The sequence below is a fragment of the Marinococcus halotolerans DSM 16375 genome, assembly GCF_000420725.1.
GTDB lineage: Bacteria > Bacillota > Bacilli > Bacillales > Marinococcaceae > Marinococcus > Marinococcus halotolerans.
On record NZ_ATVM01000003.1, the window covers coordinates 160,702 to 183,937 of the forward strand.

The following is a 23,236-nucleotide window of genomic DNA, read 5'->3' on the forward strand; positions in this document are numbered from 1 at the left end:
GGTGAACATACGGTGAGTGCAATTACAGATAATATGCAGCTGAACAATGCTTCAAACAGCAAAACGCCCTTTGCCGCTGAAAACAGCAACGGCAATATGGATAAAGATGATTTTTTAAAGCTGCTTATTACCCAGCTGCAGAACCAGAACCCGCTTGAACCGATGAATGATACCGAATACGTTTCACAGATTGCCAACTTCAGTACGCTCGAGCAGATGAACAACATGAATAAATCGATGGAGCAGTCGACACAATTTATGGCGCAGGATGCCCTGATGCAGCTGAGCGGCCTGATCGGCCAGGATGTGACGTGGCAGACGCTCGTAAACGCGAATACCCCAAATGAGGATGTGCAGACAGGCCGCAATGAAATTATGTCAGTGAAAAAAGATACACAGGGAAACATTATGGTCGAGCTTGACTCCGGACGCTGGATTGACGGCAGGCAGGTGGTGAACATCGGGGAGGACGAGGCGGCTGCAGAGGAAAGCTGATACGAAGGAAGGAACAGCATGGATTATTCAAAGGTGCACAACTATGCCAGAATGCCGGTTCCATCTAGTACAGCCAACACCTCGCAGCCGGCAAAACAGAAGGATGGTTCATTCGCCACGCTTCTGCAAAACGAGCTGAAGGCCCCGGATGTCAAAATCAGCAAGCACGCTGCCAAACGAATGGAAGAAAGAAATGTCCATATTAAAAGCGCAGACTGGGAGCAGATGCAGGTAAAGCTAGGTGAAGCAGCGGAAAAGGGCGTCAAAGAATCCGTCGTGGTTTTCCCGGAAGCGGCACTGGTGGTCAATGCAGAGAACCGGACCATTATTACAGCAATGTCAAAGCAGGAAGCAGCAAATCATACGTTCACTAATATTGACGGCGTTATATTCATGTAAAAGGCTTGACCGCAAGGAGGCCTGGGCTCCCGACAGACAGACGGGGCCCGCTTAAACCAAAGGAGGAATACAATGCTACGCTCTATGTATTCAGGAATCGCAGGAATGAAGAACTTTCAGCAGAAGCTGGACGTTATCAGCAACAACATCGCAAATGTCAATACCCAGGGATTCAAAAAAGGACGCCCGACATTTCAGGATATGATGAGCCAGCAGACCGGGGCAGCTGCAGGAGCTGATGGCGGTCGGGGCGGTGTTAACGCGAAACAAATCGGACTTGGAAGTGAACTTGGAAGCATCGACACAGTTGATACGCAGGGTAGCTTGCAAAATACCGGGCGCGAGCTCGATCTCGCGATTTCGGGTTCGGGATATTTTAGGCTTCAAGATCCGGAAAATGTAGATGAGGAAGTTTATACCCGCGCCGGGAATTTTTACTTGGATGAAGAGGGAGATGTAGTAAACGGAGATGGCTATTATCTATTGGATGATGATGGGGGAACAATAAACATCCCGAACGACGCCCAGAGCTTCAGCATTGACGCCTCAGGCAACCTGAACGTAGTAGGAGCTGAAGATTTTGATGAAGTAACCATTGGACTTTCTACATTCAGTAATCCTGGTGGCTTAGATAAAGTGGGAGGGAATGTGTATAGCGCCTCCTTGAACTCTGGAGACGCTGTAGACGTTCTGCCGGGCGAAGGTGGCGCCGGAGAAATTGTGTCCGGAGCCCTTGAAATGTCCAACGTTGACCTGTCCGAGGAATTTACGGAAATGATCACTGCCCAGCGCGGCTTCCAGGCGAATACTCGAGGTATTACGACAGCAGACGAAGTACTGCAGGAACTGCTTAACATTAAGCGGTAACTAATGAATGAAATCGGGGGAGACAGGGGCGCAGCGCTGCCCCTCAATTAATTATGATGGAATTGACTAAATTAAACGGACGCCCGTTCGTGCTGAACACTACATTGATTGAGCAGGTCGAAGCAGCGCCGGATACGACAATCACGCTATTGAACGGCAACAAAATTGTTGTGCGGGAGAGCATCAGTGAAGTGATGGATCTTGCCGAACGGTTTTACCGTCGGACATGGATGCCGGCCGTTCGAAAAGGGGAGGACGCCTGAACTATGTTAAAAAGCAAAGCAGGAAAAACGATGATGATAATGCTTTTGACTCTTGTTCTTATCGCCGGCGCAGCAGCTGCTGTGTACCAGTTTCTCGGCTCCTCCTCTGAACAGGCAGAGGGCAGTGAAGAAGAACCGGCAGAGGAATTAAGCGCCGAAGAACTGCGGGAGCTCACCTGGGATATGGAGGAAATGACGACCAACCTTAAAGGCAACGACCGCTATATTAAAACGATGTTCAGCCTGCAGGCCGATAATGAAAAAGCCCGGGAAGAATTGGAGCAGCGCGACTATCAGATCAACAATATTATCATCCATGAGCTGGCCCAGCTCGAACCCGGAGACATTGAAGGCTCCGAGGGCACTACCAGAATGGAAGAACGAATCAAGGAACAAGTGAATGAGGTTATGACTGAAGGGAAAGTGCAGCGGGTCTACACGACCGAACGCGTCATTCAATAGCCCGGAAACCGCCAGAGAGAAGAGAAAGGGAGGTGAAAACCTCTTGTCAGATGTACTATCCCAGCATGAAATAGACGCCCTTTTATCCGGATTGTCTACCGGAGAAATGGATGGGGAGCAGTTAAAAAAAGAAGAAAATGAACGCAAGGTCCGTTCCTATGATTTCAAGCGCGCCCTGCGGTTTTCCAAAGAACAGATCCGGGGCCTGTCGAGAATTCATGAAAATTTCGCCCGGATTCTTACCACGGCGCTTTCAGGACAGCTGCGCTCCTTTGTAGATATCAGTGTCGCCTCCGTGGATCAGGTCCCCTACGACGAATTTATCCGATCGATTCCTAAAATGACGCTGCTGAATGTGTTTGAAGCTCCGCCGCTTGAAGGACGGATGCTCATGGAGGTCAATCCGCATGTCGGCTACGCCATGCTCGACCGGCTGCTCGGCGGCCAGGGCCAAAGTATGAACAAGGTTGAAAAGCTGACGGAAATTGAAACAAAGCTTTTAAGCTCATTCATGCAGATGATTCTCGAATCCTTTCAGAGCGCCTGGGAATCAGTGCTCAGCATTGAAACGATCGGCTCCGAAATTGAAGTGAATCCGCAGTTTCTCCAGATGGTCTCTCCAAACGAAACCGTGGTAGTTATTTCTTTAACCACGACGATTGGAGAAACATCCGGGATGATTAATCTGTGCCTGCCGCATATGGTGCTTGAAGAGATACTGCCCAAGCTTACGACCCACTACTGGATGCAGACGAAAGTAAAAGAGCGGAATCAGCAGGAAGTAGAGCATCTGAACGAGTGGCTGCTGCAGGGGAATGTGTCTCTTCAGGCAATCCTCGGCACGTCCTCTATCACGATCGAGGAGCTTTTACATATGGAGCGTGGAGACGTTTTAACGCTCAACCAGCACATTCATGACCCGCTCGAGGTGCACGTAGGCAGCAGAAAGAAATTCACGGCTCAGCCGGGGAAAAAGCGCAGCCATATGGCTGTACAGATTCTAGAAAAGATAGAGGAGGGAGAAGAACAGCATGAGTAATGACGATATGCTTTCGCAGGACGAAATTAACGAGCTGCTGAAAAACGTCGGTGCAGACGATGATGACAGCGGTGCTTCCTCCGGGGAGACGCCGGCCGAAGAAATAGCCTCTTCCACACAAGAGGACGGGCTCGATCATCTGCTTTCCACCGAAGAAAAGGATACACTCGGCGAAATTGGCAATATCAGCTTCAGCAGCGCAGCCACTGCTCTGTCGAGCCTGCTGAACCAAAAAGTCAGCATTACCATTCCGGGTGTAAAAGCGGTGTCGACCGAGATGGTGGAAAAATCCTTTCCCCGCCCACACGTAGCGGTGAATGTGGAGTATACGGAAGGATTTGAAGGCACTAACTTGTTTGTAATCAGCATGACGGATGCAAGCATTATCGCCAACCTGATGATGGGTGGCGACGGCGAAGTCGACGAGGCGGACCACATTGATGAAATGCAGCAAAGCGCGGTCCAGGAAGCCATGAATCAGATGATGGGTTCGGCATCCACGTCGATGAGCACCATTTTTAACAAGCGGGTGGATATTTCTCCTCCGGGGGTCAATATAATGAACCTCGAACAAGAAGAATCGGCCCGATACATCCCCGATGAAGATACGGTCGTACAGATTGCGTTTCGCATCCAGATAGGGGAGCTGATGGACTCCTACATTATGCAGCTCATTCCGCTTGGATTTGCGAAAAAAATGGTGGAAGAGCTGCTCGGGGCAAGCGCCGCAAAAGCTCAGCCTGAACAAAAGCAGGAACCTGCCCGAAAGCCTTCCGGACGACAGGAAGCTGAGCCCAAGAGAGCTCGTGTCCAGGAGCCAAAAGCAGCACCGGCAGTGAGCGGAGCCGCCTTTTCCGAGCTTGAGGAGCCCGCGCACAGATACAGTGACGGCGGCGGAAACCTGGATATGCTGATGGATATATCGCTTGACGTTACGGTGGAGCTTGGCAGGTCCCGTCAGCCGATCAAAGACATTTTGTCGCTGTCCCAGGGCTCGGTGGTCGAGCTTGATAAGCTTGCCGGCGAACCCGTCGATGTACTGGTGAACCAGAAGCCTGTGGCTAAAGGGGAAGTGGTCGTCATCGATGAAAATTTCGGGGTACGCATTACGGAAATTCTCAGTCCAAGAGAACGGGTTGCGCAATTAAAATAATGACAAACAGGGAGTGGAAAGCATGGCATATTCAGTTTTAGTAGTAGATGACGCCGCGTTTATGCGGATGATGATTAAGGACATTCTGGAAAAGAACGGGTTTAACGTAGTAGGGGAAGCAAAGGACGGGAACGAAGCAGTGGAAAAGTTCCAAGAAACGTCGCCGGATCTGGTCACGCTTGATATTACGATGCCGGATAAGGACGGAATTGAAGCGCTGAAGGAAATCAAGGCGGCGGACCCGAATGCCAAGGTGATTATGTGTTCGGCCATGGGTCAGCAGTCGATGGTGATCGATGCGATTCAGGCGGGGGCAAAGGACTTCATCGTTAAACCGTTTCAGGCAGACCGTGTACTTGAAGCAATTAATAAAACGCTAGGCTGATGGCCTGCCGCGGGGGAAGAAAATGAACTGGAAATACGGAATTATCATAGGTTTGATTATGACAGTGATTCTTTTGGCGGGCGCTGATACAGCGCTTGCCAGCACTACTGTCAACGAGTCCCTGAATCCACAGGAAAATCAGGAGGATCCGGCAGCCGGGAATGAAGAAGCTCCGGCAGATGATGAGACGACGCCGGCAGCGATGGACAGCGGCAGCCTGTGGCTGAACTTTGTAAAGATGATCGGAGCGCTTACAGTCGTTCTCGGCCTTTTGTTCTGGCTTCTGAAATTTATCAACAAAAAAACAAGCAAATATCAATCCACCCGCTGGCTTCAGAGCATCGGCGGCATTGGGCTTGGACAGAACAAATCGATTCAGGTCGTTAAAGTCGGGGATAAAATGCTTGTTGTCGGAGTGGGGGATACGATTTCGCTGCTTCAGGAGATTGAAGATAAAGAAGAGCAGGAGCGGATCACCGCGCAGGAACAGAATACATATACAGGTGTGCCGTCATTGCTGGAAAAATGGAAAACACGAGGGAAAACAGAGGAAGGAAGCGGCCAGTCCTTTCAATCGGTACTCGAAGAACGGCTCCAAACAGCACGTAACGCAAAACATCCGGAGGTGCCGGATAACCGGACGGAAGCGAAGGAGGAACGGCGATGATTATTAGTGCTCTTCCTGCGCTTGATTTCAGCGGACTGCTTGAGGGCGGCGGAGAAGGGGCGGCAACGTCGGTCCAGCTTGTGCTGCTGCTTACGGTGCTGTCTCTTGCTCCCGGTATTTTAGTGCTCATGACCTGTTTTACCAGAATCGTAGTTGTGCTGAGCTTTGTGCGGATGGGGCTTGCTACGCAGCAGACACCGCCAAACCAGGTGCTTATCGGCCTTGCCTTATTTTTAACCTTCTTCATCATGGCGCCGACCCTCTCGGAAGTAAACGAGCAGGCATTCAGCCCTTTGATGGCAGGAGAAATTGACCAGAACGAAGCACTGACAGAAGCAGTCGGACCGATGAAGGAATTTATGTCCCGGTATACGCGGGAAAAAGACCTGGCGCTGTTTATGGATTATGCGGGGGAAGAGCGGCCGGAGTCGGTCGAAGATATTCCACTCACATCGCTCGTGCCGGCGTTTGCCATCAGTGAACTGAAAACAGCTTTCCAGATGGGGTTTCTTATTTTTGTGCCTTTTCTTGTTATTGACATGATTGTGGCGAGTGTACTGATGAGCATGGGCATGATGATGCTTCCGCCTGTCATGATCAGTCTGCCGTTTAAAATTTTATTGTTTGTGCTCGTAGACGGATGGTATCTGATTGTGGAATCACTCCTCCTCAGCTACACCTAGCCGGGTTGAAGAAAGGAAGAAATGTATGTCAGCAGAACAGGTAATGCAGATCGCACAACAGGGAATATGGATGGTTTTTTTAATTGCAGGGCCGCTGCTTGTCATTGCGCTCGTTCTCGGCTTTGGTGTTGCCATATTTCAGGCAACCACCCAGATCCAGGAGCAGACGCTTGCGTTTATACCAAAGATTCTTGGCGTTTTGGCCGCCATGCTCGTGCTTGGCCCGTGGATGCTGACGCAGCTGGTGGAGTATACGAGAAACCTGTGGTACCACGCGCAGCAGTTCATCGGATAAACAGACGATGGAAGCAATAATAGAGCAGCTCCCGGCTTTTTCCCTGGTGCTTGTGCGAGTGCTCGCTTTCTTTACGACGATGCCTCTTTTCTCTTATCGGACTATACCGAATCAATTTAAAGTAGGTTTGGCATTTTTTCTCGCCCTGGCTATTTTTCCGGCACTGGATGCCCCGCTAATGACGGTGGACGGGGAGTATGTCCTGCTTTTGTTAAAGGAGGTCATGCTCGGGCTTGCGATCGGGCTTATTGCGACGATTATGCTGTATGCGGTGCAGACAGCCGGAATGTTTCTCGACATCTCCTTCGGCTTTTTGGTGGCAAACGTGGTGGACCCGCAGACGGGCGCGCAGAGCCCGCTGTTTGGCGGATACTTTTACGCTTTCGCGCTCTTAATGCTTCTGGCAGTGAACGGCCATCATCTGCTGCTTGACGGCATTTACTACAGCTACAGCTTTGTGCCCATCGACCAGACAGGACTTACGTTCGGCGATGAAGCGGTTGTTACCCACGTGGCGGAAGCTTTTAACCAAATGTTTATTCTCGCTTTTCAATTGGCATTTCCGCTCGTCGGCTCGCTCTTTCTGGTCGATCTCGCTTTAGGGATTATGGCAAGGGCGGTTCCGCAGATGAACGTGTTCGTCGTCGGACTGCCGCTGAAAATTGCGGCGGGGCTGCCACTGCTTGTGGTGGCAATCCCGGGAATGTTCCTGGCCATTCAGTACTTGTATGAAGATATGTTTCACGTCACGCGTGGACTGCTTGAACTTTTAGGGGAGGGACAGGAATGAAGTGGACACTCGATCTGCAGTTTTTTTCACAGGAAAAAACAGAGGAGGCCACTCCTAAAAAGCGCCGGGACACGAGGCAGAAAGGCCAGGTTCCTAAAAGTAACGATGTGAATACAGCAGTCATCCTGTTTTTAGTATTTGCGCTCTTTTATATGTACGGAGGCACTATTTTTAATCATTTGCAGGCGTTAATGACACATACATACATAGAATACATGCAGTGGGACATAACCAAAGCCAGTGTGCCGGCGATGCTGCAGGAAATTACGATCCAGTCCGTGATTATTATTCTGCCGGTGATGCTTGTGGCTATGGTGGCGGGTGTCGCAGCCTCGCTTACGCAGGTAGGTTTTTTGTTCACAGGCGAACCAATCAAAATGAAGCTTGAAAAGATTAACCCGCTCAGCGGCATCAAGCGGATATTCTCGGCCCGGGCGCTCGTGGAGCTGGCCAAGGCACTCTTAAAAATTACGCTTGTCGGCGGGGTCGTTTTTGCAATTCTCTGGCTGGCGCTCGACCGTCTCCTGTTTTTATCGCAAAAGGATGTTGGTGACGGCTTTATGGAAATCGCCCGCCTGACCGGACTGATGGGGCTGATCGGGAGCCTGCTGCTGCTTGTACTTTCGCTGCCGGACTATATTTATCAAAAGCACGACCATGAAAAGCAGATCCGCATGTCCAAGCACGACGTAAAGCAGGAAATGAAAAACATGGAGGGCGACCCGCTTATCCGCGGCAAACGAAAGCAGAAGCAGCAGGAAATGGCGATGGGGCGGATGATGGAGGAAGTACCGAAAGCAGATGTCGTCATTACGAACCCGACCCACTTTGCGGTGGCGCTCCGCTATGAAGAAGGCGCAATGGGTGCGCCGAAGGTGATTGCCAAAGGAGCCGACCATCTGGCCCGGAAAATCAAAGAAAAAGCAGGCGAGCATTCGATTCCGATGGTGGAAAACAAGCCGCTCGCCCGTGCACTATACGCCCAGTCCGAAATCGATGATGAAATACCTGAAGATTTATTCAAAGCCGTAGCCGAGGTGCTTGCATACGTGTACCGCATTAAAAGGAAAAACGGCTAGAAAAGGAGCAACCCTATGGGATTTAGAGAACTATCAGTGCTGCTCGGCGTTATATTGATTGTCATTATGCTGATCATCCCGCTGCCGACATTTATTTTAGACGTTTTAATTATGGCCAATATTTCACTGGCGCTTCTGGTTATTCTCGTGGCAATGAACACGAAGGAGCCGCTTGAGTTCAGCATCTTTCCTACGCTGCTTCTGCTTGTGACGTTGTTCCGGCTCGGGCTGAACGTTTCGACGACCCGTTCGATCTTAAGCAATGCTGAAGCAGGCAACGTTATTGAGACGTTCGGAAGCTTTGTCGTCCAGGGAAGCGCCTTTGTCGGCCTGGTGGTTTTCGTGATTCTTGTTGTGATTCAATTTGTCGTTATCGTGAAAGGGGCGGAACGGGTGTCGGAGGTCGGGGCCCGCTTTACCCTCGACGCGATGCCCGGAAAGCAGATGAGCATCGATGCCGATCTGAATGCGGGTGTTATTTCCGAACAGCAGGCGAAAGCGCGCCGGGAAAAAATCGAGCAGGAGGCGGACTTTTACGGTTCGATGGACGGGGCGAGTAAGTTTGTAAAAGGGGATGCCATCGCAGGGATTGTCATTGTAATTATTAACGTTATTTTCGGCCTTGTGATCGGCATGACCGAGCATGGGATGGACATCGGCACCGCTGCGAACACCTTTACCCTCCTTACCGTCGGGGACGGCCTGGTCAGCCAGATACCTGCGCTGCTTATTTCGACAGCAACCGGTATTGTCGTGACGCGGGCGGCCTCGGAAGGCAACCTCGGCCATGATATTACAAAGCAGCTGTTTGCTTTTCCGCCGATGCTGTTTGTAGCAGCAGGCGCCATCTTTTTACTGGGCGTGTTCACGCCGATTAACTTCTTTTTAACCACCTGCATTGCCGGAGCGATGGCTGCCATTGGATTTACCATCAGGCAGACGGTGCTGCAGGAGGAGCAGGCAGCGGTACATGAAACCGAAGAAGCGCAGGAGGAGGATCTGCGTTCGCAGGACAGCGTCATGCAGCTGCTGGACGTAGACCCGATTGAGTTTGAATTCGGCTATAACCTCATTCCTCTTGCAGATGCTAAGCAGGGAGGCGACCTGCTTGACCGGGTAGTGATGATTCGGCGTCAGCTGGCGCTTGAGCTCGGGATGATTGTGCCGGTCATACGGATTCGTGACAATATCCAGCTGCAGCCGGGAGAGTACGTTGTACGCATGCGCGGCAGCGAAATCGCCCGGGGCGAGCTGTACATGGATCATTACATGGCAATGGGTACCGGAGCTGAAGAGCCGATCGAAGGCATCGAAACGACAGAGCCGGCCTTCGGGCTGCCTGCCCTCTGGATTCCGGAAGAAGAGCGCGACATTGCTGAAGATGCCGGATACACGGTCGTGGATCCGCCGTCGGTCGTAAGCACGCATCTAACCGAGGTTATTAAAACGCATGCTCACGAGCTGCTCGGCCGCGAGGAAACGAAGCAGCTGATCGATCATCTGAAGGAAACGTACCCGACGCTGGTCGAAGAAGTGACTCCTTCAACGCTTACGATCGGAGATGTGCAGAAGGTGCTGGCCAAGCTGCTCCGGGAAGGGGTGTCCATCCGGAATATGCCAACCATTTTTGAAGCACTGGCGGAATACGGCACGATGACTAAAGATATGGAGATTGTGACAGAGTATGTACGCCAGGCGCTCTCAAGACAGATTTCCAAGCAGTATGCGGACGGAGAAGAGCTGCTGCAGGTTGTGACACTGAGCGGCGGTATTGAAAAGAAAATTGCCGACACCCTGCAGCAGACCGAAAGCGGAAATTTTCTGGCGATGGATCCAAACGAGTCCCAGCGAGTGGTTCAGCGCATAGGGGCAGAAGCCGAGCAGCTGATGAATATCGGGAAAACACCGGTGATTCTCTGTTCGCCGGCGGTGCGCATGCACGTGCGCCAGCTGATTGAGCGGTTCTTCCCGCAGATGCCGGTATTATCCTATAACGAACTGGAGCCTTCCATCGAAATTCAAAGCGTCGGGGTGGTGAACAATGAATGAGAATGAAAAAAATTACAGTAGATTCGATGCCGGAAGCGGTAGCGAAAGTGCGGCAGGACTTTGGGGATGAAGCGGTTATTCTGCATTCGAGGCCGGTGAAAGTCAGAAGATGGTTTGGACTCAAATCTGTGAACAAGCTCGAGGTTTATGCAGGTATCGATGACGCTCCGCCCCGGAAAAAAGAGCGCACGCGTCCGGCAGAAGCCGTAAAGCCGGTCGTGCCAAAAGAGGTTAAGGCTGTCCAGGCACCGGAAAAAGCGCCGGGCGTGCTTCCTGCTTCAGCGCCGGCTCCTTTTCAGTCCATTTCCGCTGCCCTAAAGGCGCAGGAAGTAAACGCACGGGTGGAGGAAGAGCTGATGAACCGGTTTATGGAAAAATGGTACGAAGAAAAGGGCAGCCGGCCAGAGGCGGCCGTACTCGAAGACTGCATAGGGGAGTGGCTGGAGGCCCGGCACCCCCGTGCCGAAGCAGCCCCTTCCCGGATGATTCAGCTGGTCGGCCAGACCGGTGTCGGGAAAACGACGACGCTTGCAAAGCTCGGCGCCAGGGAAATGCTACGCAGAAAAAAGTCTATTGCCTTTTTTACGACAGATACCTTCCGCATGGGAGCTGTCGACCAGCTGAATACGTACGCCTCCATCATGGAAGCGCCGGTGCATGTTATCTATGACCAGGCAGACTACAGGGAAGCAGTGGCCCAGTCCGGGACGCACGATTATGTGTTCATTGATTCGGCAGGAAGAAATTTTCTGCATGAACAGACCGTGGAAGAAGCGCAGCGGCTCCTTCCCGCGGGAGAGCCGATTAAAACGGTGCTCGTGCTCTCCCTGACGGCTAAATACAAAGACATGAAGGAAGTTGCTGAAAAATTTCTTCCTTATATATCAAACGAAATTATCATTACAAAGGCGGACGAAACGACATCGTTTGGAGCACTTTTGAATATTATTGATGAATTTTCGCTACGGGTGGCATTTGTCACTACGGGCCAGGAGGTGCCGGAGGACATTGAGTCTGCGGACAACAAATGGCTTGCAGCAAAAATAGCAGGGGGGACACTCGGTGAAAAATGATCAGGCTGAAAGCCTGCGCGAGCAAATGCAAAAACGAGGCCGCAGGCAGACAAGAGTGTTGTCGGTAGTCAGTGGAAAAGGGGGCGTCGGCAAGTCCAATGTGTCCTTGAACGTGGCCATTTCCCTCGCGGAAGCTGGTGCGGAGGTGTTGTTGATTGACATGGACACCGGTATGGCCAATCTTGATATTCTGCTCGGGTACACGCCCCTCCTGCCATTTCAGGAGATGTTTACGGACAATAAAAGCATCTTTGAATTGATTCAATCGGGGCCGTCCGGCGTGCAGTGGATTGCGGGCGGATCGGGCCTTTCCGGCATCTTTCATATGGAGGAGGAGCATAAGCAGCGGTTTTATGAACAGCTTCAGCTGCTTGAAGGAGAATTTGATTTTATTATTTTTGATATGGGGGCAGGGCTGAACGAAAACCATATGCACCTGATTACGACGACCGAGCGCGGGATTCTTGTAACAACCCCGGAGCCGACGGCGCTGATGGATGGTTACGCTATGATGAAATACATCCGCTCCCACAAAAGCGATTTTCCATTTGCCGCTGTTATCAATCGGGTGGAGCAGAAAAAAGACGGCCGTGCGGCCGCGCAAAAGCTAATGTCAGTGAGTGAACGGTTTCTTGGCATGCAGCTTGTAATGCTGCCGATGGTGCCAAATGACCCTAAAGTAAGCAGGGCAGTGATGGAACAGACACCGCTTGTCATTGCGTACCCTCACAGCCGTGCGGCCCAGAGCATGAAGCAGATTGCAGCAGGGCTGTGGACGAAGGAACAGTCGGCCAAAACGGACGGCGCCCCGTTCCGGCATTTTATTACAGGGATGAAGCAGCGGTTATTCGCTTCTGCCCGGACGTAGAACGGAGTCTGAGTATATGAACATGCAACCTCCCGAAAAATCGGGCCATTGGGATCTGCTGGTGATCGGAACGTCCACAGGCGGACCCGCAGCACTGCAGCAGCTGTTTCGTTCGATGCCGGAAGCAGTGGAACTACCGATGCTCATTGTGCAGCATATGCCGCCCGGGTTCACCAGATCACTTGCTGACAGGCTCAACCGCGATTACAGCTGGAGCGTGAAAGAAGCCGAAGACGGCGGAGTACTGCAGAAACACACCGTTTATGTTGCTCCCGGGGGCCGGCAGCTTGAAGTCCGGCGAAAAGGAAGCCGGCTGATAACCGCGGTGAGTGAAAGCAAAACGGGCGACCGTTATCATCCATCGGTGGATATCCTGCTGGCTTCCCTCGCTGAATTGGAAAGCCTGCGCGTGCTCGCTGTTATTTTAACCGGCATGGGCAATGACGGTACATATGGATTAAAAAAGCTAAAAGCAGCGACGGCACTTTATGCTGTTGCTGAATCAGAAGAAACGGCTGTTGTCTACGGGATGCCCCGGGCGGCGGCACAGGCTGGCGTCATTGACGAAATTCTCCCGCTCCAGGCGATTGGAGAGCGGATTGGACAGCTGGTACAAACTACTGCGTATGGAAAAGAGGTGAAATGATGAGCGTACGTGACATAGAGCTCGATATATTAAAAGAAGTCGGAACCATCGGGGGCGGCAATGCCGCAACGGCACTGTCCTCCCTGCTGAAAACGCCGGTTCAGATCAGCGTGCCGTCGGTACAGATGGTGCCGTTTCCGAAGCTGATTGAAGCAGCCGGCGGAGAAGAAAAAGTGGCCGCGGTCACATTTCTCCGCATCGCGGGTCACATCAGTGGCAGCATATTTTTTGTACTCGAGCCACAGGAGATGCAGGCAGTGGGCAGATCGCTTGTGCAAAGCTGGAATCTTCCGTACACGCCGGAAAATGAACAGGAGCTGCTCGAGTCGGCGGTGTGCGAATTAACAAATATTCTGGCGGGCTCTTATTTATCGGCGCTCTCGGATTTTACCGGCCTTTATATGATGCCGACGGTCCCTTCGTCTGCGGTGGACATGATCGGAGCGCTTTTGAGCGAGGGACTTATCGAAGCAGGCCTTGAAGGAGACGAAGCGATCATGATTGATACGAACATGACAAAAGGAGAGAATCACTCGCAGATGGCTGGCCGTTTTTTTATGCTCCCGGATGCCCACTCGCTTCCGAAAATTTTTGCCTCTCTCGGAGTACAGGAGGACGGGGAATGAGAAACGCGGATCTTCAACAAATGAAAATAAAAGTCTCAATGGCGGATATGCAGTGGGGCCGGGGCGGTGACACTCTCACTACGAGCGGTCTTGGTTCATGTGTTGGTATCGTCATTTACTCGCTCACCCATCAATATGCCTGCCTGATTCACGCGATGCTTCCATCGTCTGCGATGGCACGGGAAGGGCAGCATGTTAACGAAGCGAAGTATACCGATACGGCTCTGCAAAAGGCGTTTGCCGGCTTTGAAGGACGGCGTATTCCAATGGCTTCGCTTGAAGCAAAGCTTGCCGGGGGAGCAAGAATGTTTCAGTTTCAGACCGATCATCTGCATATTGGAAAACGAAATGTCGAAGCAGCAAAGGAAATGCTTGCCGGACGGTCGGTGCCGCTTAAAGCAGAGGAAACAGGCGGCCACATTGGCAGAACGATAGAGTTCGACGTCGCCACCGGAGCTCTCCGGATCAAGCCGACCGGGGGAGAACCAACGATAATATGAACAGGGGGAATATTACATGAGTAGATCGACAGCGCATGCTCATCAGGAGATTTGGGAGAAATGGCTGGACAATTATGACGATACGGCGGCCGACCAACTAGTCGACATTTATATGCCCCTTGTTCATTATCACGTTCAGCGCATTGCAGCAACGCTTCCTAAAAATGTGAACCGGGAGGATCTTGTGAGCCACGGGCTGATAGGCCTGTACGATGCGATGAAAAAATTCGACCTGTCCCGGGATTTGAAATTTGATACATACGCCTCCTTTCGGATCCGCGGAGCTATTATTGACGGTCTCCGGCAGGAAGACTGGATGCCGCGCTCTCTCCGCGAGAAAACAAAGAAAATTGAAGAAACAGCGGAATGGCTCGAACAAAAAAAGGGACGCTTTGTTTCGGACCGGGAGATCGGCGAAGAGCTGGACATGAAATCCTCAGAAGTATCAAAAGTGATCGCCGAAAACTATTTCGTGCATATGCTTTCCATGGATGAGGCGACGCCGGACGGCGAGCGTGATGAAACGTACCGCGGGGCTATTGTGGATCATAACGCCCCCTCTCCGGAGGAAAACCTCACCGATCAGGCCTCCCTGCAGGAACTCGGGGAAGCAATAGCGAATCTGCCGGAAAAAGAACAGAAGGTCGTTTCTCTTTTTTACCTGGAGGAAATGACATTGACCGAAATCGGCCATATATTGTCGCTGTCCACGTCGAGAATTTCACAAATTCATTCCAAAGCCCTCTTTCGCCTGCGCCAGTATTTAAAACAGGCGGAAGAAAGAACGTAGGAAAGGAGAGGGCCCATGTCTCTGATATTCAGTCTGCTTGCCCTGATGGCTGCCGGTGCTTTATGGATAAAGCATCAATACACATTGCGCGAGCTCCAGGCGGTGAAAAATGACAAGAAGGAAATCGAGCAGCTTTTAATCTACTATACCGAAGAAATGAAACGCGACAATGAACGTCTCCGAAGCGAGTGGGAGGGCCGGGAGACTCCGGCCGAAGAAATGGAAATGGAGGAGCCGGAACCGGAGATGGACGAGGCGGCGCCGAAGGAATCGATGATGAACCGTGTTATGATGTTATACAAAGACGGATGGAAGGAAAAGGATATCGCAAAGACACTGTCGATCGGCCAGCGGGAGGTGCATCTGTTTTTGCAGATGCAGGAAAAGTAAGCTTTAGCATTGCGTCCTGAATACTCGTGTGGTATATTACGTGTTGGTGTTAAAAACACACGCAACAGCTGATTTGTACAGAGGTGCTTTCCACATGGAAAGTTTTGTACAGACATGACGCTTGCGGTGGAAAAAACCTAAGGAGGAATTATTTTATGGCTGTTATTTCTATGAAACAGTTGCTTGAAGCAGGGGTGCACTTCGGTCACCAGACTCGTCGCTGGAACCCTAAAATGAGCCGTTATATTTTCACGGAGCGTAATGGTATTTATATCATTGACCTTCAAAAAACGGTACGTAAAGTAGAAGAAGCGTACAAATACGTACGCAGCATTGCAGAAGACGGAGGTAAAATCCTTTTCGTCGGAACGAAAAAACAGGCGCAGGACTCTGTTCGCGATGAAGCGATCCGTTCAAACATGTACTACATTAACCAGCGTTGGTTAGGCGGTACACTGACGAACTTCGCAACGATCCGCAAACGGATTGCCCGCTTGAAAGACCTTGAAAAAATGGAAGAAGACGGTACCTTTGACATTCTTCCGAAAAAAGAAGTTATGCTGTTAAACAAAGAAAAAGACCGTCTCGAAAAAGTACTTGGCGGCATTAAAGATATGAACAAGCTTCCGGATGCCCTGTTTATTATCGATCCGCGCAAAGAGCGCATCGCGGTGGCAGAAGCACACAAATTGAACATTCCGATCATCTCGATCGTGGACACTAACTGTGATCCGGACGAGATCGACAAGCTCATTCCGGGTAACGACGACGCTATCCGTGCCGTTCGTCTCCTTACAGGAAAAATGGCCGATGCTGTTATCGAAGCGACCCAGGGCGCAGAAGAAAAGGCCCGTGAGCAGGCAGCTGCCCAGGAAAAAGAACAGGAAGCAGCTGCAGCAAAAGAAGAAGAAGGAAACACAGAAGAAGAGAGCGTTTCAAACCAGTAAGCTCTCTGCATAAATATAACGGGCCCAGGCCTGACGCGAAGGGTGGTAAAAGGGAAAAACCCTTTATCACCCTTTTTCTTGAAAAAGAGCGCTCAAGCGTTTATGCATGGAAAATTCGAAGGAGGAATTTAAATGGCTGTAACAGCAAGCATGGTAAAAGAACTGCGTGAAAAAACAGGTGCAGGTATGATGGACTGCAAGAAAGCACTCAACGAAACAGATGGCAACATGGAAGAAGCGATCAACTACCTGCGTGAAAAAGGTATTTCCAAAGCAGCGAAAAAATCTGACCGTGTAGCAGCAGAAGGCCTTACGTACGCAACGTACGAAGGAAACCAGGCAGTGATCGTGGAAGTAAACGCTGAAACAGACTTTGTCGCGAAAAACGAATCGTTCAAGCAGCTCGTTGCAGACGTTTCTACGTACCTGTTGAAAGAACAGCCGGCGGACGTTGATGCAGCGCTTGCTGGTGAAATCGAAAGCGGAGTAACGCTTGAGCGTTACATTAACGACCAGATCGCACGTATCGGGGAGAAAATTTCCCTGCGCCGTTTTCTGCTTGCAGAGAAAAACGACGGTGATGCATTCGGCGCTTATCTTCACATGGGCGGACGCATCGGCGTGCTGACGGTTCTTGAAAACACAGAAGACAGTGATCTTGCCAAAGACGTTGCGATGCACGTAGCGGCAATCAGCCCGAAATACATTTCCCGTGAAGATGTTCCGAAGGAAGAAGCGGACAGCGAGCGTGAACTGCTGAAGCAGCAGGCGCTCAACGAAGGCAAGCCGGAAAACATCGTTGAAAAAATGGTAGAAGGCCGTATTGGCAAGTACTTTGAACAAATCTGCCTGCTCGACCAGGAATTTGTAAAGGATACGGACCAAAAAGTAGGCGACTACCTGAAAAGCAAAGGCGCTACCGTACGCACATTTGCCCGCTATGAAGTAGGCGAAGGCATGGAAAAGCGTGAAGAAAACTTTGCAGACGAAGTAATGAACCAGGTTAAGAAATAAATCGGCAGTATGGGAGAGTCCATATCGAATCCTCTAGGGTCCGTAGGCTCTCCTTTTTTCTGAAAGCAAAACAGGGCAGAAGCCGCAGCGCTTCTGCGATACATAATACAAAGGCGGGGTTCATGACGATGGAGAAATACAATCGCGTTGTGTTGAAGTTGAGCGGAGAGGCATTAGCAGGACAGCAGGGCTACGGTATTGATCCGGAAGTCATTCAGTCTATTGCTTCTCAAATCGGTGAGATAGTAGAATTGGGAACAGAGGTAGTGATCGTTGTCGGCGGAGGAAACATATGGAGAGGCATGGCCGGAAGCTCGAAGGGGATGGACCGGGCCACCGCTGACTATATGGGCATGCTCGCCACAGTCATGAATTCGCTTGCGCTCCAGGACAGTCTCGAGGACATCGAGATTCCTACAAGAGTGCAGACGTCCATAGAAATGAGACAGGTAGCCGAGCCGTACATCCGCCGGAAGGCCATCCGTCATTTAGAGAAAAAGCGGGTAGTCATTTTTGCTGCCGGAACGGGGAATCCGTACTTTTCGACTGATACCACTGCGGCGCTGCGGGCAGCAGAAATCGAAGCGGACATTATTTTAATGGCTAAAAACAAAGTAGACGGGGTATATGACTCAGACCCATCCGCAAATGCGGACGCTAAAAAGTACCAGTCGCTCACTTACCTGGACATTTTAAATCATGATCTGAAGGTGATGGATTCGACGGCGTCGACGCTTTGTATGGATAACAACATCCCGCTTCTCGTATTTTCGATTATGGAAGAGGGAAACATCAAGAAAGCAGTAATGGGAGAAGACATTGGAACAATCATAAGGAGGAACAACGATGGCTCATGATATGAAAGCAACAGAAGAGAAGATGAAAAAATCTGTGGAGTCTTTAAGCCGGGAGCTAGCAACCCTGCGGACAGGAAGAGCGAACGCTTCCATGCTCGACCGAGTGGTAGTGGACTACTACGGGGCCGAGGTGCCTCTTCAGCAGCTTGCGACAATCACAGTGCCGGAAGGGCGCCTGCTTGTTGTGACGCCGTTTGACAAAAGCTCTATTAAAGACGTGGAAAAAGGGATCCAGAAGGCGGAGCTCGGCCTGAATCCGAGTAATGACGGGGAAGTGATCCGCATTCCGATTCCGGCGATGACGGAAGACCGCCGCAAGGAAATGACCAAGCTGATTAACAAGTACGCCGAAGAAGCACGGGTCGCCATCCGCAATATCCGCCGCGACGCCAACGACACGCTGAAAAAAGATGAAAAAAATAATGAAATCACCGAAGACGATTTGAAGCGTGAGCAGGAGCAGGTGCAAAAAGCAACCGACAAATACATCGGCCAGGTGGATCAGGCAGCGGAACAAAAAGAAAAAGAAGTTATGGAAGTTTGATGCGAATCGAGTTACAATAGGAACAGACTGGAACCCTCTGCACTCAAGAGGGTTTTTTTGTAAGAACAAAACCGGCAGGAGTCTTTTACTTCGCCGGGAAGAAAACATAAACAGATATACTGCTTTCCGTTCTTCAACAATGCTGAGGCAGGAACGGTTTTTATATGGAATTGATTTCACACGCGCCATATAAATTAGACAAAGGGGAAAAGGCTGGTGCCCTCGTTATGAACGATCGACTATTTAATCAAATAAATCCATGGGCGGAGGCAAACGCCACGGCAGTGAAGGTGAATACGCCTGCCCATGTGGCTATTATTATGGATGGCAACGGCCGCTGGGCAAAAAAAAGAGGCCTGCCCCGTGTAGCCGGCCACCGCGAAGGTATGAAGGCGATCACGAAGGTAGTGGAAAAAGCGCACGAGCTCGGTATAAAGTATTTAACACTCTACGCTTTCTCCACCGAAAACTGGAAGCGGCCGAAATCAGAAGTGAATTTTCTTATGCAGCTGCCGGAGCGGTTTCTGGCCAAGGAGCTGCCCAAGCTAATGAAAAACAACGTCCAGGTGCGGATGATGGGGGATGCGGATAAGCTTCCGGACCATACGTTGCAGGCCGTGCAGGAAGCTGTGGATGCCACAGCTGAAAACACCGGTATTGTTTTAAACTTTGCCCTTAACTACGGCGGCCGGCATGAGCTGGTCCACGTCGTGCAGGAGCTCGCCCGGGACGTGGAAGAGGGGCGGATGAAGGCAGAGGCTATCGATGAAGAACTAATCACCAACCGGCTGTACACAAACCAGATCCCGGACCCTGACCTGCTTATTCGCACGAGCGGCGAAATCCGACTGAGTAATTTTATGCTGTGGCAGTTAGCTTATGCGGAATTTTGGTTTACCGAAACGCTCTGGCCGGATTTTAACGAAGACGGCCTGGCAGAGGCTGTCATAGAATATCAGCAGAGAAAACGCAGGTACGGGGGCGTTTAACGACTGAAGGGGAGGTCTTGTATGGGATTGCGGGCGATTACCGGTCTTATCGGAGCAGTACTCGTCTTGGCGATTGTATTTGTGGGCCGCGAATGGTTTACTCTTTTGATCGCTTTGCTTGCTTCTGTCGCCATGTTTGAAATAATGCGCATGAAACGGATCCCGCTGCTGTCCTTCCGGGGTTTAATCAGCATGGGCTTTATGTGGATACTGCTTGTGCCCACAGAATGGCTGGACTTTCCGTTTTTGCAGCATATAACGAAAACAGAGATTTTTTTAACGATGATTCTGGGCCTGCTTGCATTAACAGTAGTTACGAAAAATTCATTCACCTTTGATGAAGCAGGGTTTGTCATTTTATCCTCTGTGTACATAGGGTACGGGTTTCACAGCTTGATTATGATCCGCCAGCTGCCGGATATCGGTCTTGCCGTTGTCATTTTGATTTTATTCTTGATCTGGGCAACTGATTCCGGAGCCTATTTTATCGGGAAAAATTTCGGGCGCCACCGGCCCTGGCCGGAGATCAGCCCGAAAAAAACCATCGAAGGATTTGTCGGGGGGCTTGTCGCGGCGTTTATTGTCGGCTTCCTCTTCGAGGCGGTATACCCGGTGTTTGATTCCTACCTGATAATGAGTGCTTTTATCGTGGTGACATCCATCTTCGGCCAGCTCGGGGATCTGGTGGAGTCAGCGCTGAAACGGCACTACGCGGTTAAGGATTCGGGGAATATCCTTCCTGGTCACGGCGGCATTCTGGACCGGTTCGACAGCCTGATTTTCGTTATGCCCCTGCTTCATTTTTTCTATTTTTTTGGTTAAAACCTCACACGCAGGTTGCCAACCTAAAGGAGTTTAAGCCATGAAACGAATAGCATTGCTTGGGTCCACCGGGTCCATCGGTACACAGACGCTAGACGTTGTTCGTCTGCATCCGGAACGGTTCCGGATAACGGCGATTGCTGCCGGGAGAAACGTTGACCTGGTGCGAAAGCAGATTGAAGAATTTTCACCTGAAATTGCGGCTGTCCATACAAAGGAAGATGCCCAAACGCTTCAGGCCGAATACGGCGGGCGGATGCGTATCGTCTGGGGCCACGACGGCCTGATGGAAATTGCGGGCAGCCCCTGTGACTTTTTGATGAACGCGGTCAGCGGCAGCATGGGGCTTGAACCGACGCTCCGGGCGATCGAAAACCAGGTGGATATCGGAATTGCGAATAAAGAAACGCTCGTCACCGCCGGCCACCTTGTGATGGAGAAAGCAAAGGAGCACGGCGTACGCCTGCTGCCGGTGGACAGCGAGCATTCGGCGATCGCCCAGTGCCTCGAAGGAAATGAATTAAAGGAAGTGAGCCGCCTGATTTTGACAGCCTCGGGAGGCAGCTTCCGTGACTATTCGCGAAGCGACCTCGACGGGGTCACGGTGGAGGATGCCCTGAACCACCCGAACTGGAGCATGGGAGCCAAAATCACGATCGACTCGGCGACGATGATGAACAAAGGCTTTGAAGTGATCGAAGCCCACTGGCTGTTTAGCATTCCCTACGACCGTATTGACGTGCTGCTGCATAAGGAAAGCATCATTCATTCGCTCGTGGAATACCAGGATACAAGCGTGATAGCCCAGCTCGGACTGCCGGACATGCGCGTGCCGATCCAGTACGCGATGACCTATCCGGAGCGGCTTGACTATCCGGCCAAGGAATCGCTGAACCTGTGGGAAATAGGCACGCTGCATTTTCAGCCGCCTGATTTTGAACGCTACCGCAGTCTCCGGCTGGCCTACGATGCCGGCAGGGCCGGTGGTTCCATGGGCACGGTGCTGAACGCTGCCAATGAACAGGCGGTGGCGATGTTTTTAAACAGCCAGTGTGCCTTCCTTGAAATTGAAACCGCTGTGGAAGAGGCGCTTGTGCGCCACGAGTGGATTGAACATCCGGACCTCGACACGATTTTACGCGTGGACCGGGAAACAAGAGAACACGTGCAGACGCTTTTAACGTGACGTTCTTTCACAAACACTCTATAATGGGAAGAAAGAGCAAAAGAAGAAGGTGAATAAGCTTTGGATACGCTGATAGCGGTAATTGTCATGTTCGGCTTATTGGTGGCCATACACGAGTGGGGCCATTTGTATTTTGCCAAAAAAGTCGGCATTTTATGCCGGGAGTTTGCGATTGGCTTCGGACCGAAGATATTTTCGACGAAGCGCAATGAAACGGTTTATACCATCCGGCTGCTGCCGCTTGGCGGATACGTGCGAATGGCCGGGGACGATCCGGATCCGGTCAATATTAAACCAGGCTATGAAATCGGGCTGACGTTTAATGATGCAGGAAAAGTAAAAGAAATTATCGTAAACAATAAATCCAAGCACCCGGAAGCAAAGGTTGTATCCGTGGAATCCATTGATATGGAGCGCGAGCTTTATATTGAAGCGGTGGAGGACGAGGAAGAGTCGGGGCTGAAGCGGTACGACATTGACCGGACGTGCGACCTGATTGTCGATGAAAAGCGTGAACAGATTGCGCCGTGGGACCGGCAGTTTGGCTCCAAACGGCCGTGGAAAAAAGCTGTGGCGATTTTTGCCGGTCCGTTCATGAACTTTGTGCTCGCGTTCGTGCTGTTTGTTATTTACGCTCTGGCTAATGGACTTCCGCAGGATACCCCGGCCATCGGAGGGATTGCCGGCGGGTCACCGCTGAGCGAATCCGCTTTTGAAGAAGGCGACGTGATCACCTCTGTGGACGGCGAGTCCGTAAATTCATGGAATGAAATGACTGGCGTTGTCCAGGATCGTCCGGGAGAAGAAGTTCCGGTCACCGCTGAACGCGGCGGGGAAACAATCGAAGATACGGTTACCATCGACGGCGTTCCGGTACAGGAGGGATCGAGCGAGGAAATCGGCCAGATCGGCGTTTATGCCGAAACGGAGCGTTCCTTCACGGAAGCACTGCAGTACGGCGGCACCCAGCTGTATGAAGTCTCTACCCTGATTTTCCAGACACTCGGAACAATTGTGACCGGGGAATTTTCCCTCGATGACCTTGCAGGTCCGGTAGGGATCTATGACGCTACGGACCAGGTGATTGCAACCGGACTGCTCACCCTGATTGCATGGTCTGCCATGATCAGCGTCAATCTCGGGATCGTCAATCTCCTTCCGCTCCCGGCGCTTGATGGAGGACGGCTTTTGTTTATCATTGCCGAAGCGGTCCGCGGCAAGCCGATCGAACCGCAGAAGGAAGGCATGATTCACCTTCTCGGTTTTGCGCTGCTGCTGCTGCTTATGATTGCAGTGACGTGGAACGATATTAACCGCTTATTCACGTAATAAAAAACGGTGACGGAGCCAAAGCCCCG

General features: G+C 51.3%; 29 protein-coding genes. All 29 read left to right on the top strand.

What is annotated here, in order from left to right:
* The first annotated feature begins 12 nt into the window (after positions 1–12).
* The 29 genes from G548_RS18690 (at position 13) to rseP (ending at position 23,207) form a co-directional block, all read left to right on the top strand.
* Complete coding sequence (locus tag G548_RS18690; protein ID WP_022792774.1) at positions 13–495, top strand: flagellar hook capping FlgD N-terminal domain-containing protein; 483 nt, start codon at positions 13–15, stop codon at positions 493–495.
* Between the two features lie 18 nt (positions 496–513).
* Positions 514–894: a TIGR02530 family flagellar biosynthesis protein gene (locus G548_RS0103575; protein WP_022792775.1), complete on the top strand. Its 381-nt coding sequence runs from the start codon at positions 514–516 to the stop codon at positions 892–894.
* 72 nt (positions 895–966) lie between these two features.
* Positions 967–1,761 carry a flagellar basal body rod protein FlgG gene (gene flgG / locus G548_RS0103580; protein ID WP_022792776.1) on the top strand — a complete coding sequence of 265 codons (795 nt, stop codon included), beginning with the start codon at positions 967–969 and terminating at the stop codon, positions 1,759–1,761.
* A 53-nt stretch (positions 1,762–1,814) separates the two neighbouring features.
* Complete coding sequence (locus G548_RS0103585) at positions 1,815–2,024, top strand: flagellar FlbD family protein (protein ID WP_022792777.1); 210 nt, start codon at positions 1,815–1,817, stop codon at positions 2,022–2,024.
* Positions 2,025–2,027: 3 nt separating this feature from the next.
* Complete coding sequence (locus G548_RS0103590; RefSeq protein WP_022792778.1) at positions 2,028–2,486, top strand: flagellar basal body-associated FliL family protein; 459 nt, start codon at positions 2,028–2,030, stop codon at positions 2,484–2,486.
* A 43-nt stretch (positions 2,487–2,529) separates the two neighbouring features.
* The gene (fliM, locus tag G548_RS0103595) at positions 2,530–3,525 is read left to right on the top strand and encodes a flagellar motor switch protein FliM (protein WP_022792779.1); all 996 of its coding nucleotides are present in this window, start codon (positions 2,530–2,532) and stop codon (positions 3,523–3,525) included.
* Complete coding sequence (gene fliY, locus G548_RS0103600; protein ID WP_022792780.1) at positions 3,518–4,678, top strand: flagellar motor switch phosphatase FliY; 1,161 nt, start codon at positions 3,518–3,520, stop codon at positions 4,676–4,678. Before fliM ends, fliY begins: the two co-directional genes overlap by 8 nt.
* Before the next feature lie 22 nt (positions 4,679–4,700).
* Positions 4,701–5,063 carry a response regulator gene (locus G548_RS0103605; protein WP_022792781.1) on the top strand — a complete coding sequence of 121 codons (363 nt, stop codon included), beginning with the start codon at positions 4,701–4,703 and terminating at the stop codon, positions 5,061–5,063.
* A 22-nt stretch (positions 5,064–5,085) separates the two neighbouring features.
* The gene (locus tag G548_RS17255) at positions 5,086–5,730 is read left to right on the top strand and encodes a flagellar biosynthetic protein FliO (protein ID WP_022792782.1); all 645 of its coding nucleotides are present in this window, start codon (positions 5,086–5,088) and stop codon (positions 5,728–5,730) included.
* On the top strand, positions 5,727–6,413 hold the full coding sequence (gene fliP / locus G548_RS0103615; RefSeq protein ID WP_022792783.1) for a flagellar type III secretion system pore protein FliP: 687 nt from the start codon (positions 5,727–5,729) through the stop codon (positions 6,411–6,413). The genes G548_RS17255 and fliP overlap by 4 nt, the downstream gene beginning before the upstream one ends.
* Before the next feature lie 25 nt (positions 6,414–6,438).
* A complete protein-coding gene (gene fliQ / locus G548_RS0103620; RefSeq protein ID WP_022792784.1) occupies positions 6,439–6,708 on the top strand; it encodes a flagellar biosynthesis protein FliQ in 270 nt (89 codons plus the stop codon).
* A 7-nt stretch (positions 6,709–6,715) separates the two neighbouring features.
* Positions 6,716–7,498: a flagellar biosynthetic protein FliR gene (gene fliR / locus G548_RS0103625; protein ID WP_022792785.1), complete on the top strand. Its 783-nt coding sequence runs from the start codon at positions 6,716–6,718 to the stop codon at positions 7,496–7,498.
* Positions 7,495–8,577 (top strand): flagellar biosynthesis protein FlhB, encoded by a 1,083-nt coding sequence (gene flhB, locus G548_RS0103630; RefSeq protein WP_022792786.1) that lies wholly within the window; start codon positions 7,495–7,497, stop codon positions 8,575–8,577. The genes fliR and flhB overlap by 4 nt, the downstream gene beginning before the upstream one ends.
* A 15-nt stretch (positions 8,578–8,592) precedes the next feature.
* Positions 8,593–10,626 carry a flagellar biosynthesis protein FlhA gene (gene flhA / locus G548_RS0103635; protein WP_022792787.1) on the top strand — a complete coding sequence of 678 codons (2,034 nt, stop codon included), beginning with the start codon at positions 8,593–8,595 and terminating at the stop codon, positions 10,624–10,626.
* Complete coding sequence (locus G548_RS0103640; protein WP_022792788.1) at positions 10,623–11,699, top strand: flagellar biosynthesis protein FlhF; 1,077 nt, start codon at positions 10,623–10,625, stop codon at positions 11,697–11,699. The genes flhA and G548_RS0103640 overlap by 4 nt, the downstream gene beginning before the upstream one ends.
* A complete protein-coding gene (locus G548_RS17260; protein ID WP_022792789.1) occupies positions 11,689–12,567 on the top strand; it encodes a MinD/ParA family protein in 879 nt (292 codons plus the stop codon). The genes G548_RS0103640 and G548_RS17260 overlap by 11 nt, the downstream gene beginning before the upstream one ends.
* A gap of 16 nt (positions 12,568–12,583) precedes the next feature.
* Positions 12,584–13,213 carry a CheB methylesterase domain-containing protein gene (locus G548_RS17265; protein WP_022792790.1) on the top strand — a complete coding sequence of 210 codons (630 nt, stop codon included), beginning with the start codon at positions 12,584–12,586 and terminating at the stop codon, positions 13,211–13,213.
* Positions 13,213–13,839, top strand: a complete 627-nt coding sequence (locus G548_RS0103655) for a chemotaxis protein CheC (RefSeq protein WP_022792791.1) — start codon at positions 13,213–13,215, stop codon at positions 13,837–13,839. Before G548_RS17265 ends, G548_RS0103655 begins: the two co-directional genes overlap by 1 nt.
* A complete protein-coding gene (locus tag G548_RS0103660; RefSeq protein WP_022792792.1) occupies positions 13,836–14,339 on the top strand; it encodes a chemotaxis protein CheD in 504 nt (167 codons plus the stop codon). Before G548_RS0103655 ends, G548_RS0103660 begins: the two co-directional genes overlap by 4 nt.
* A gap of 16 nt (positions 14,340–14,355) precedes the next feature.
* Entirely contained in the window at positions 14,356–15,129 is a 774-nt protein-coding gene (locus tag G548_RS0103665; RefSeq protein ID WP_022792793.1) for a FliA/WhiG family RNA polymerase sigma factor, read from the top strand.
* Between the two features lie 15 nt (positions 15,130–15,144).
* Complete coding sequence (locus tag G548_RS0103670; protein ID WP_022792794.1) at positions 15,145–15,519, top strand: DUF6115 domain-containing protein; 375 nt, start codon at positions 15,145–15,147, stop codon at positions 15,517–15,519.
* Between the two features lie 155 nt (positions 15,520–15,674).
* On the top strand, positions 15,675–16,466 hold the full coding sequence (gene rpsB, locus G548_RS17270) for a 30S ribosomal protein S2 (protein ID WP_022792795.1): 792 nt from the start codon (positions 15,675–15,677) through the stop codon (positions 16,464–16,466).
* A gap of 132 nt (positions 16,467–16,598) precedes the next feature.
* A complete protein-coding gene (tsf, locus tag G548_RS0103680) occupies positions 16,599–17,480 on the top strand; it encodes a translation elongation factor Ts (RefSeq protein ID WP_022792796.1) in 882 nt (293 codons plus the stop codon).
* Between the two features lie 128 nt (positions 17,481–17,608).
* Positions 17,609–18,337, top strand: a complete 729-nt coding sequence (gene pyrH, locus G548_RS0103685) for a UMP kinase (RefSeq protein ID WP_413645502.1) — start codon at positions 17,609–17,611, stop codon at positions 18,335–18,337.
* Positions 18,327–18,881, top strand: a complete 555-nt coding sequence (gene frr, locus G548_RS0103690; RefSeq protein ID WP_022792798.1) for a ribosome recycling factor — start codon at positions 18,327–18,329, stop codon at positions 18,879–18,881. The genes pyrH and frr overlap by 11 nt, the downstream gene beginning before the upstream one ends.
* A 227-nt stretch (positions 18,882–19,108) precedes the next feature.
* Positions 19,109–19,870 (top strand): undecaprenyl pyrophosphate synthase, encoded by a 762-nt coding sequence (locus tag G548_RS0103695; protein ID WP_051143836.1) that lies wholly within the window; start codon positions 19,109–19,111, stop codon positions 19,868–19,870.
* Between the two features lie 21 nt (positions 19,871–19,891).
* Entirely contained in the window at positions 19,892–20,692 is an 801-nt protein-coding gene (locus G548_RS0103700; RefSeq protein ID WP_022792800.1) for a phosphatidate cytidylyltransferase, read from the top strand.
* Positions 20,693–20,732: 40 nt separating this feature from the next.
* Complete coding sequence (locus G548_RS0103705) at positions 20,733–21,878, top strand: 1-deoxy-D-xylulose-5-phosphate reductoisomerase (protein ID WP_022792801.1); 1,146 nt, start codon at positions 20,733–20,735, stop codon at positions 21,876–21,878.
* A 60-nt stretch (positions 21,879–21,938) separates the two neighbouring features.
* Complete coding sequence (gene rseP / locus G548_RS0103710) at positions 21,939–23,207, top strand: RIP metalloprotease RseP (protein WP_022792802.1); 1,269 nt, start codon at positions 21,939–21,941, stop codon at positions 23,205–23,207.
* The last annotated feature ends 29 nt before the right edge of the window (positions 23,208–23,236 follow it).

Coding starts and splice junctions, on each gene's coding strand:
- G548_RS0103575 (WP_022792775.1), top strand. CDS start 514: ATGGATTATTCAAAGGTGCACAACTATGCCAGAATGCCGGTTCCATCT.
- flgG (WP_022792776.1), top strand. CDS start 967: ATGCTACGCTCTATGTATTCAGGAATCGCAGGAATGAAGAACTTTCAG.
- G548_RS0103585 (WP_022792777.1), top strand. CDS start 1,815: ATGATGGAATTGACTAAATTAAACGGACGCCCGTTCGTGCTGAACACT.
- G548_RS0103590 (WP_022792778.1), top strand. CDS start 2,028: ATGTTAAAAAGCAAAGCAGGAAAAACGATGATGATAATGCTTTTGACT.
- fliY (WP_022792780.1), top strand. CDS start 3,518: ATGAGTAATGACGATATGCTTTCGCAGGACGAAATTAACGAGCTGCTG.
- G548_RS0103605 (WP_022792781.1), top strand. CDS start 4,701: ATGGCATATTCAGTTTTAGTAGTAGATGACGCCGCGTTTATGCGGATG.
- G548_RS17255 (WP_022792782.1), top strand. CDS start 5,086: ATGAACTGGAAATACGGAATTATCATAGGTTTGATTATGACAGTGATT.
- fliP (WP_022792783.1), top strand. CDS start 5,727: ATGATTATTAGTGCTCTTCCTGCGCTTGATTTCAGCGGACTGCTTGAG.
- fliQ (WP_022792784.1), top strand. CDS start 6,439: ATGTCAGCAGAACAGGTAATGCAGATCGCACAACAGGGAATATGGATG.
- fliR (WP_022792785.1), top strand. CDS start 6,716: ATGGAAGCAATAATAGAGCAGCTCCCGGCTTTTTCCCTGGTGCTTGTG.
- flhB (WP_022792786.1), top strand. CDS start 7,495: ATGAAGTGGACACTCGATCTGCAGTTTTTTTCACAGGAAAAAACAGAG.
- flhA (WP_022792787.1), top strand. CDS start 8,593: ATGGGATTTAGAGAACTATCAGTGCTGCTCGGCGTTATATTGATTGTC.
- G548_RS0103640 (WP_022792788.1), top strand. CDS start 10,623: ATGAGAATGAAAAAAATTACAGTAGATTCGATGCCGGAAGCGGTAGCG.
- G548_RS17265 (WP_022792790.1), top strand. CDS start 12,584: ATGAACATGCAACCTCCCGAAAAATCGGGCCATTGGGATCTGCTGGTG.
- G548_RS0103655 (WP_022792791.1), top strand. CDS start 13,213: ATGAGCGTACGTGACATAGAGCTCGATATATTAAAAGAAGTCGGAACC.
- G548_RS0103660 (WP_022792792.1), top strand. CDS start 13,836: ATGAGAAACGCGGATCTTCAACAAATGAAAATAAAAGTCTCAATGGCG.
- G548_RS0103665 (WP_022792793.1), top strand. CDS start 14,356: ATGAGTAGATCGACAGCGCATGCTCATCAGGAGATTTGGGAGAAATGG.
- G548_RS0103670 (WP_022792794.1), top strand. CDS start 15,145: ATGTCTCTGATATTCAGTCTGCTTGCCCTGATGGCTGCCGGTGCTTTA.
- rpsB (WP_022792795.1), top strand. CDS start 15,675: ATGGCTGTTATTTCTATGAAACAGTTGCTTGAAGCAGGGGTGCACTTC.
- tsf (WP_022792796.1), top strand. CDS start 16,599: ATGGCTGTAACAGCAAGCATGGTAAAAGAACTGCGTGAAAAAACAGGT.
- pyrH (WP_413645502.1), top strand. CDS start 17,609: ATGGAGAAATACAATCGCGTTGTGTTGAAGTTGAGCGGAGAGGCATTA.
- frr (WP_022792798.1), top strand. CDS start 18,327: ATGGCTCATGATATGAAAGCAACAGAAGAGAAGATGAAAAAATCTGTG.
- G548_RS0103695 (WP_051143836.1), top strand. CDS start 19,109: ATGAACGATCGACTATTTAATCAAATAAATCCATGGGCGGAGGCAAAC.
- G548_RS0103700 (WP_022792800.1), top strand. CDS start 19,892: ATGGGATTGCGGGCGATTACCGGTCTTATCGGAGCAGTACTCGTCTTG.
- G548_RS0103705 (WP_022792801.1), top strand. CDS start 20,733: ATGAAACGAATAGCATTGCTTGGGTCCACCGGGTCCATCGGTACACAG.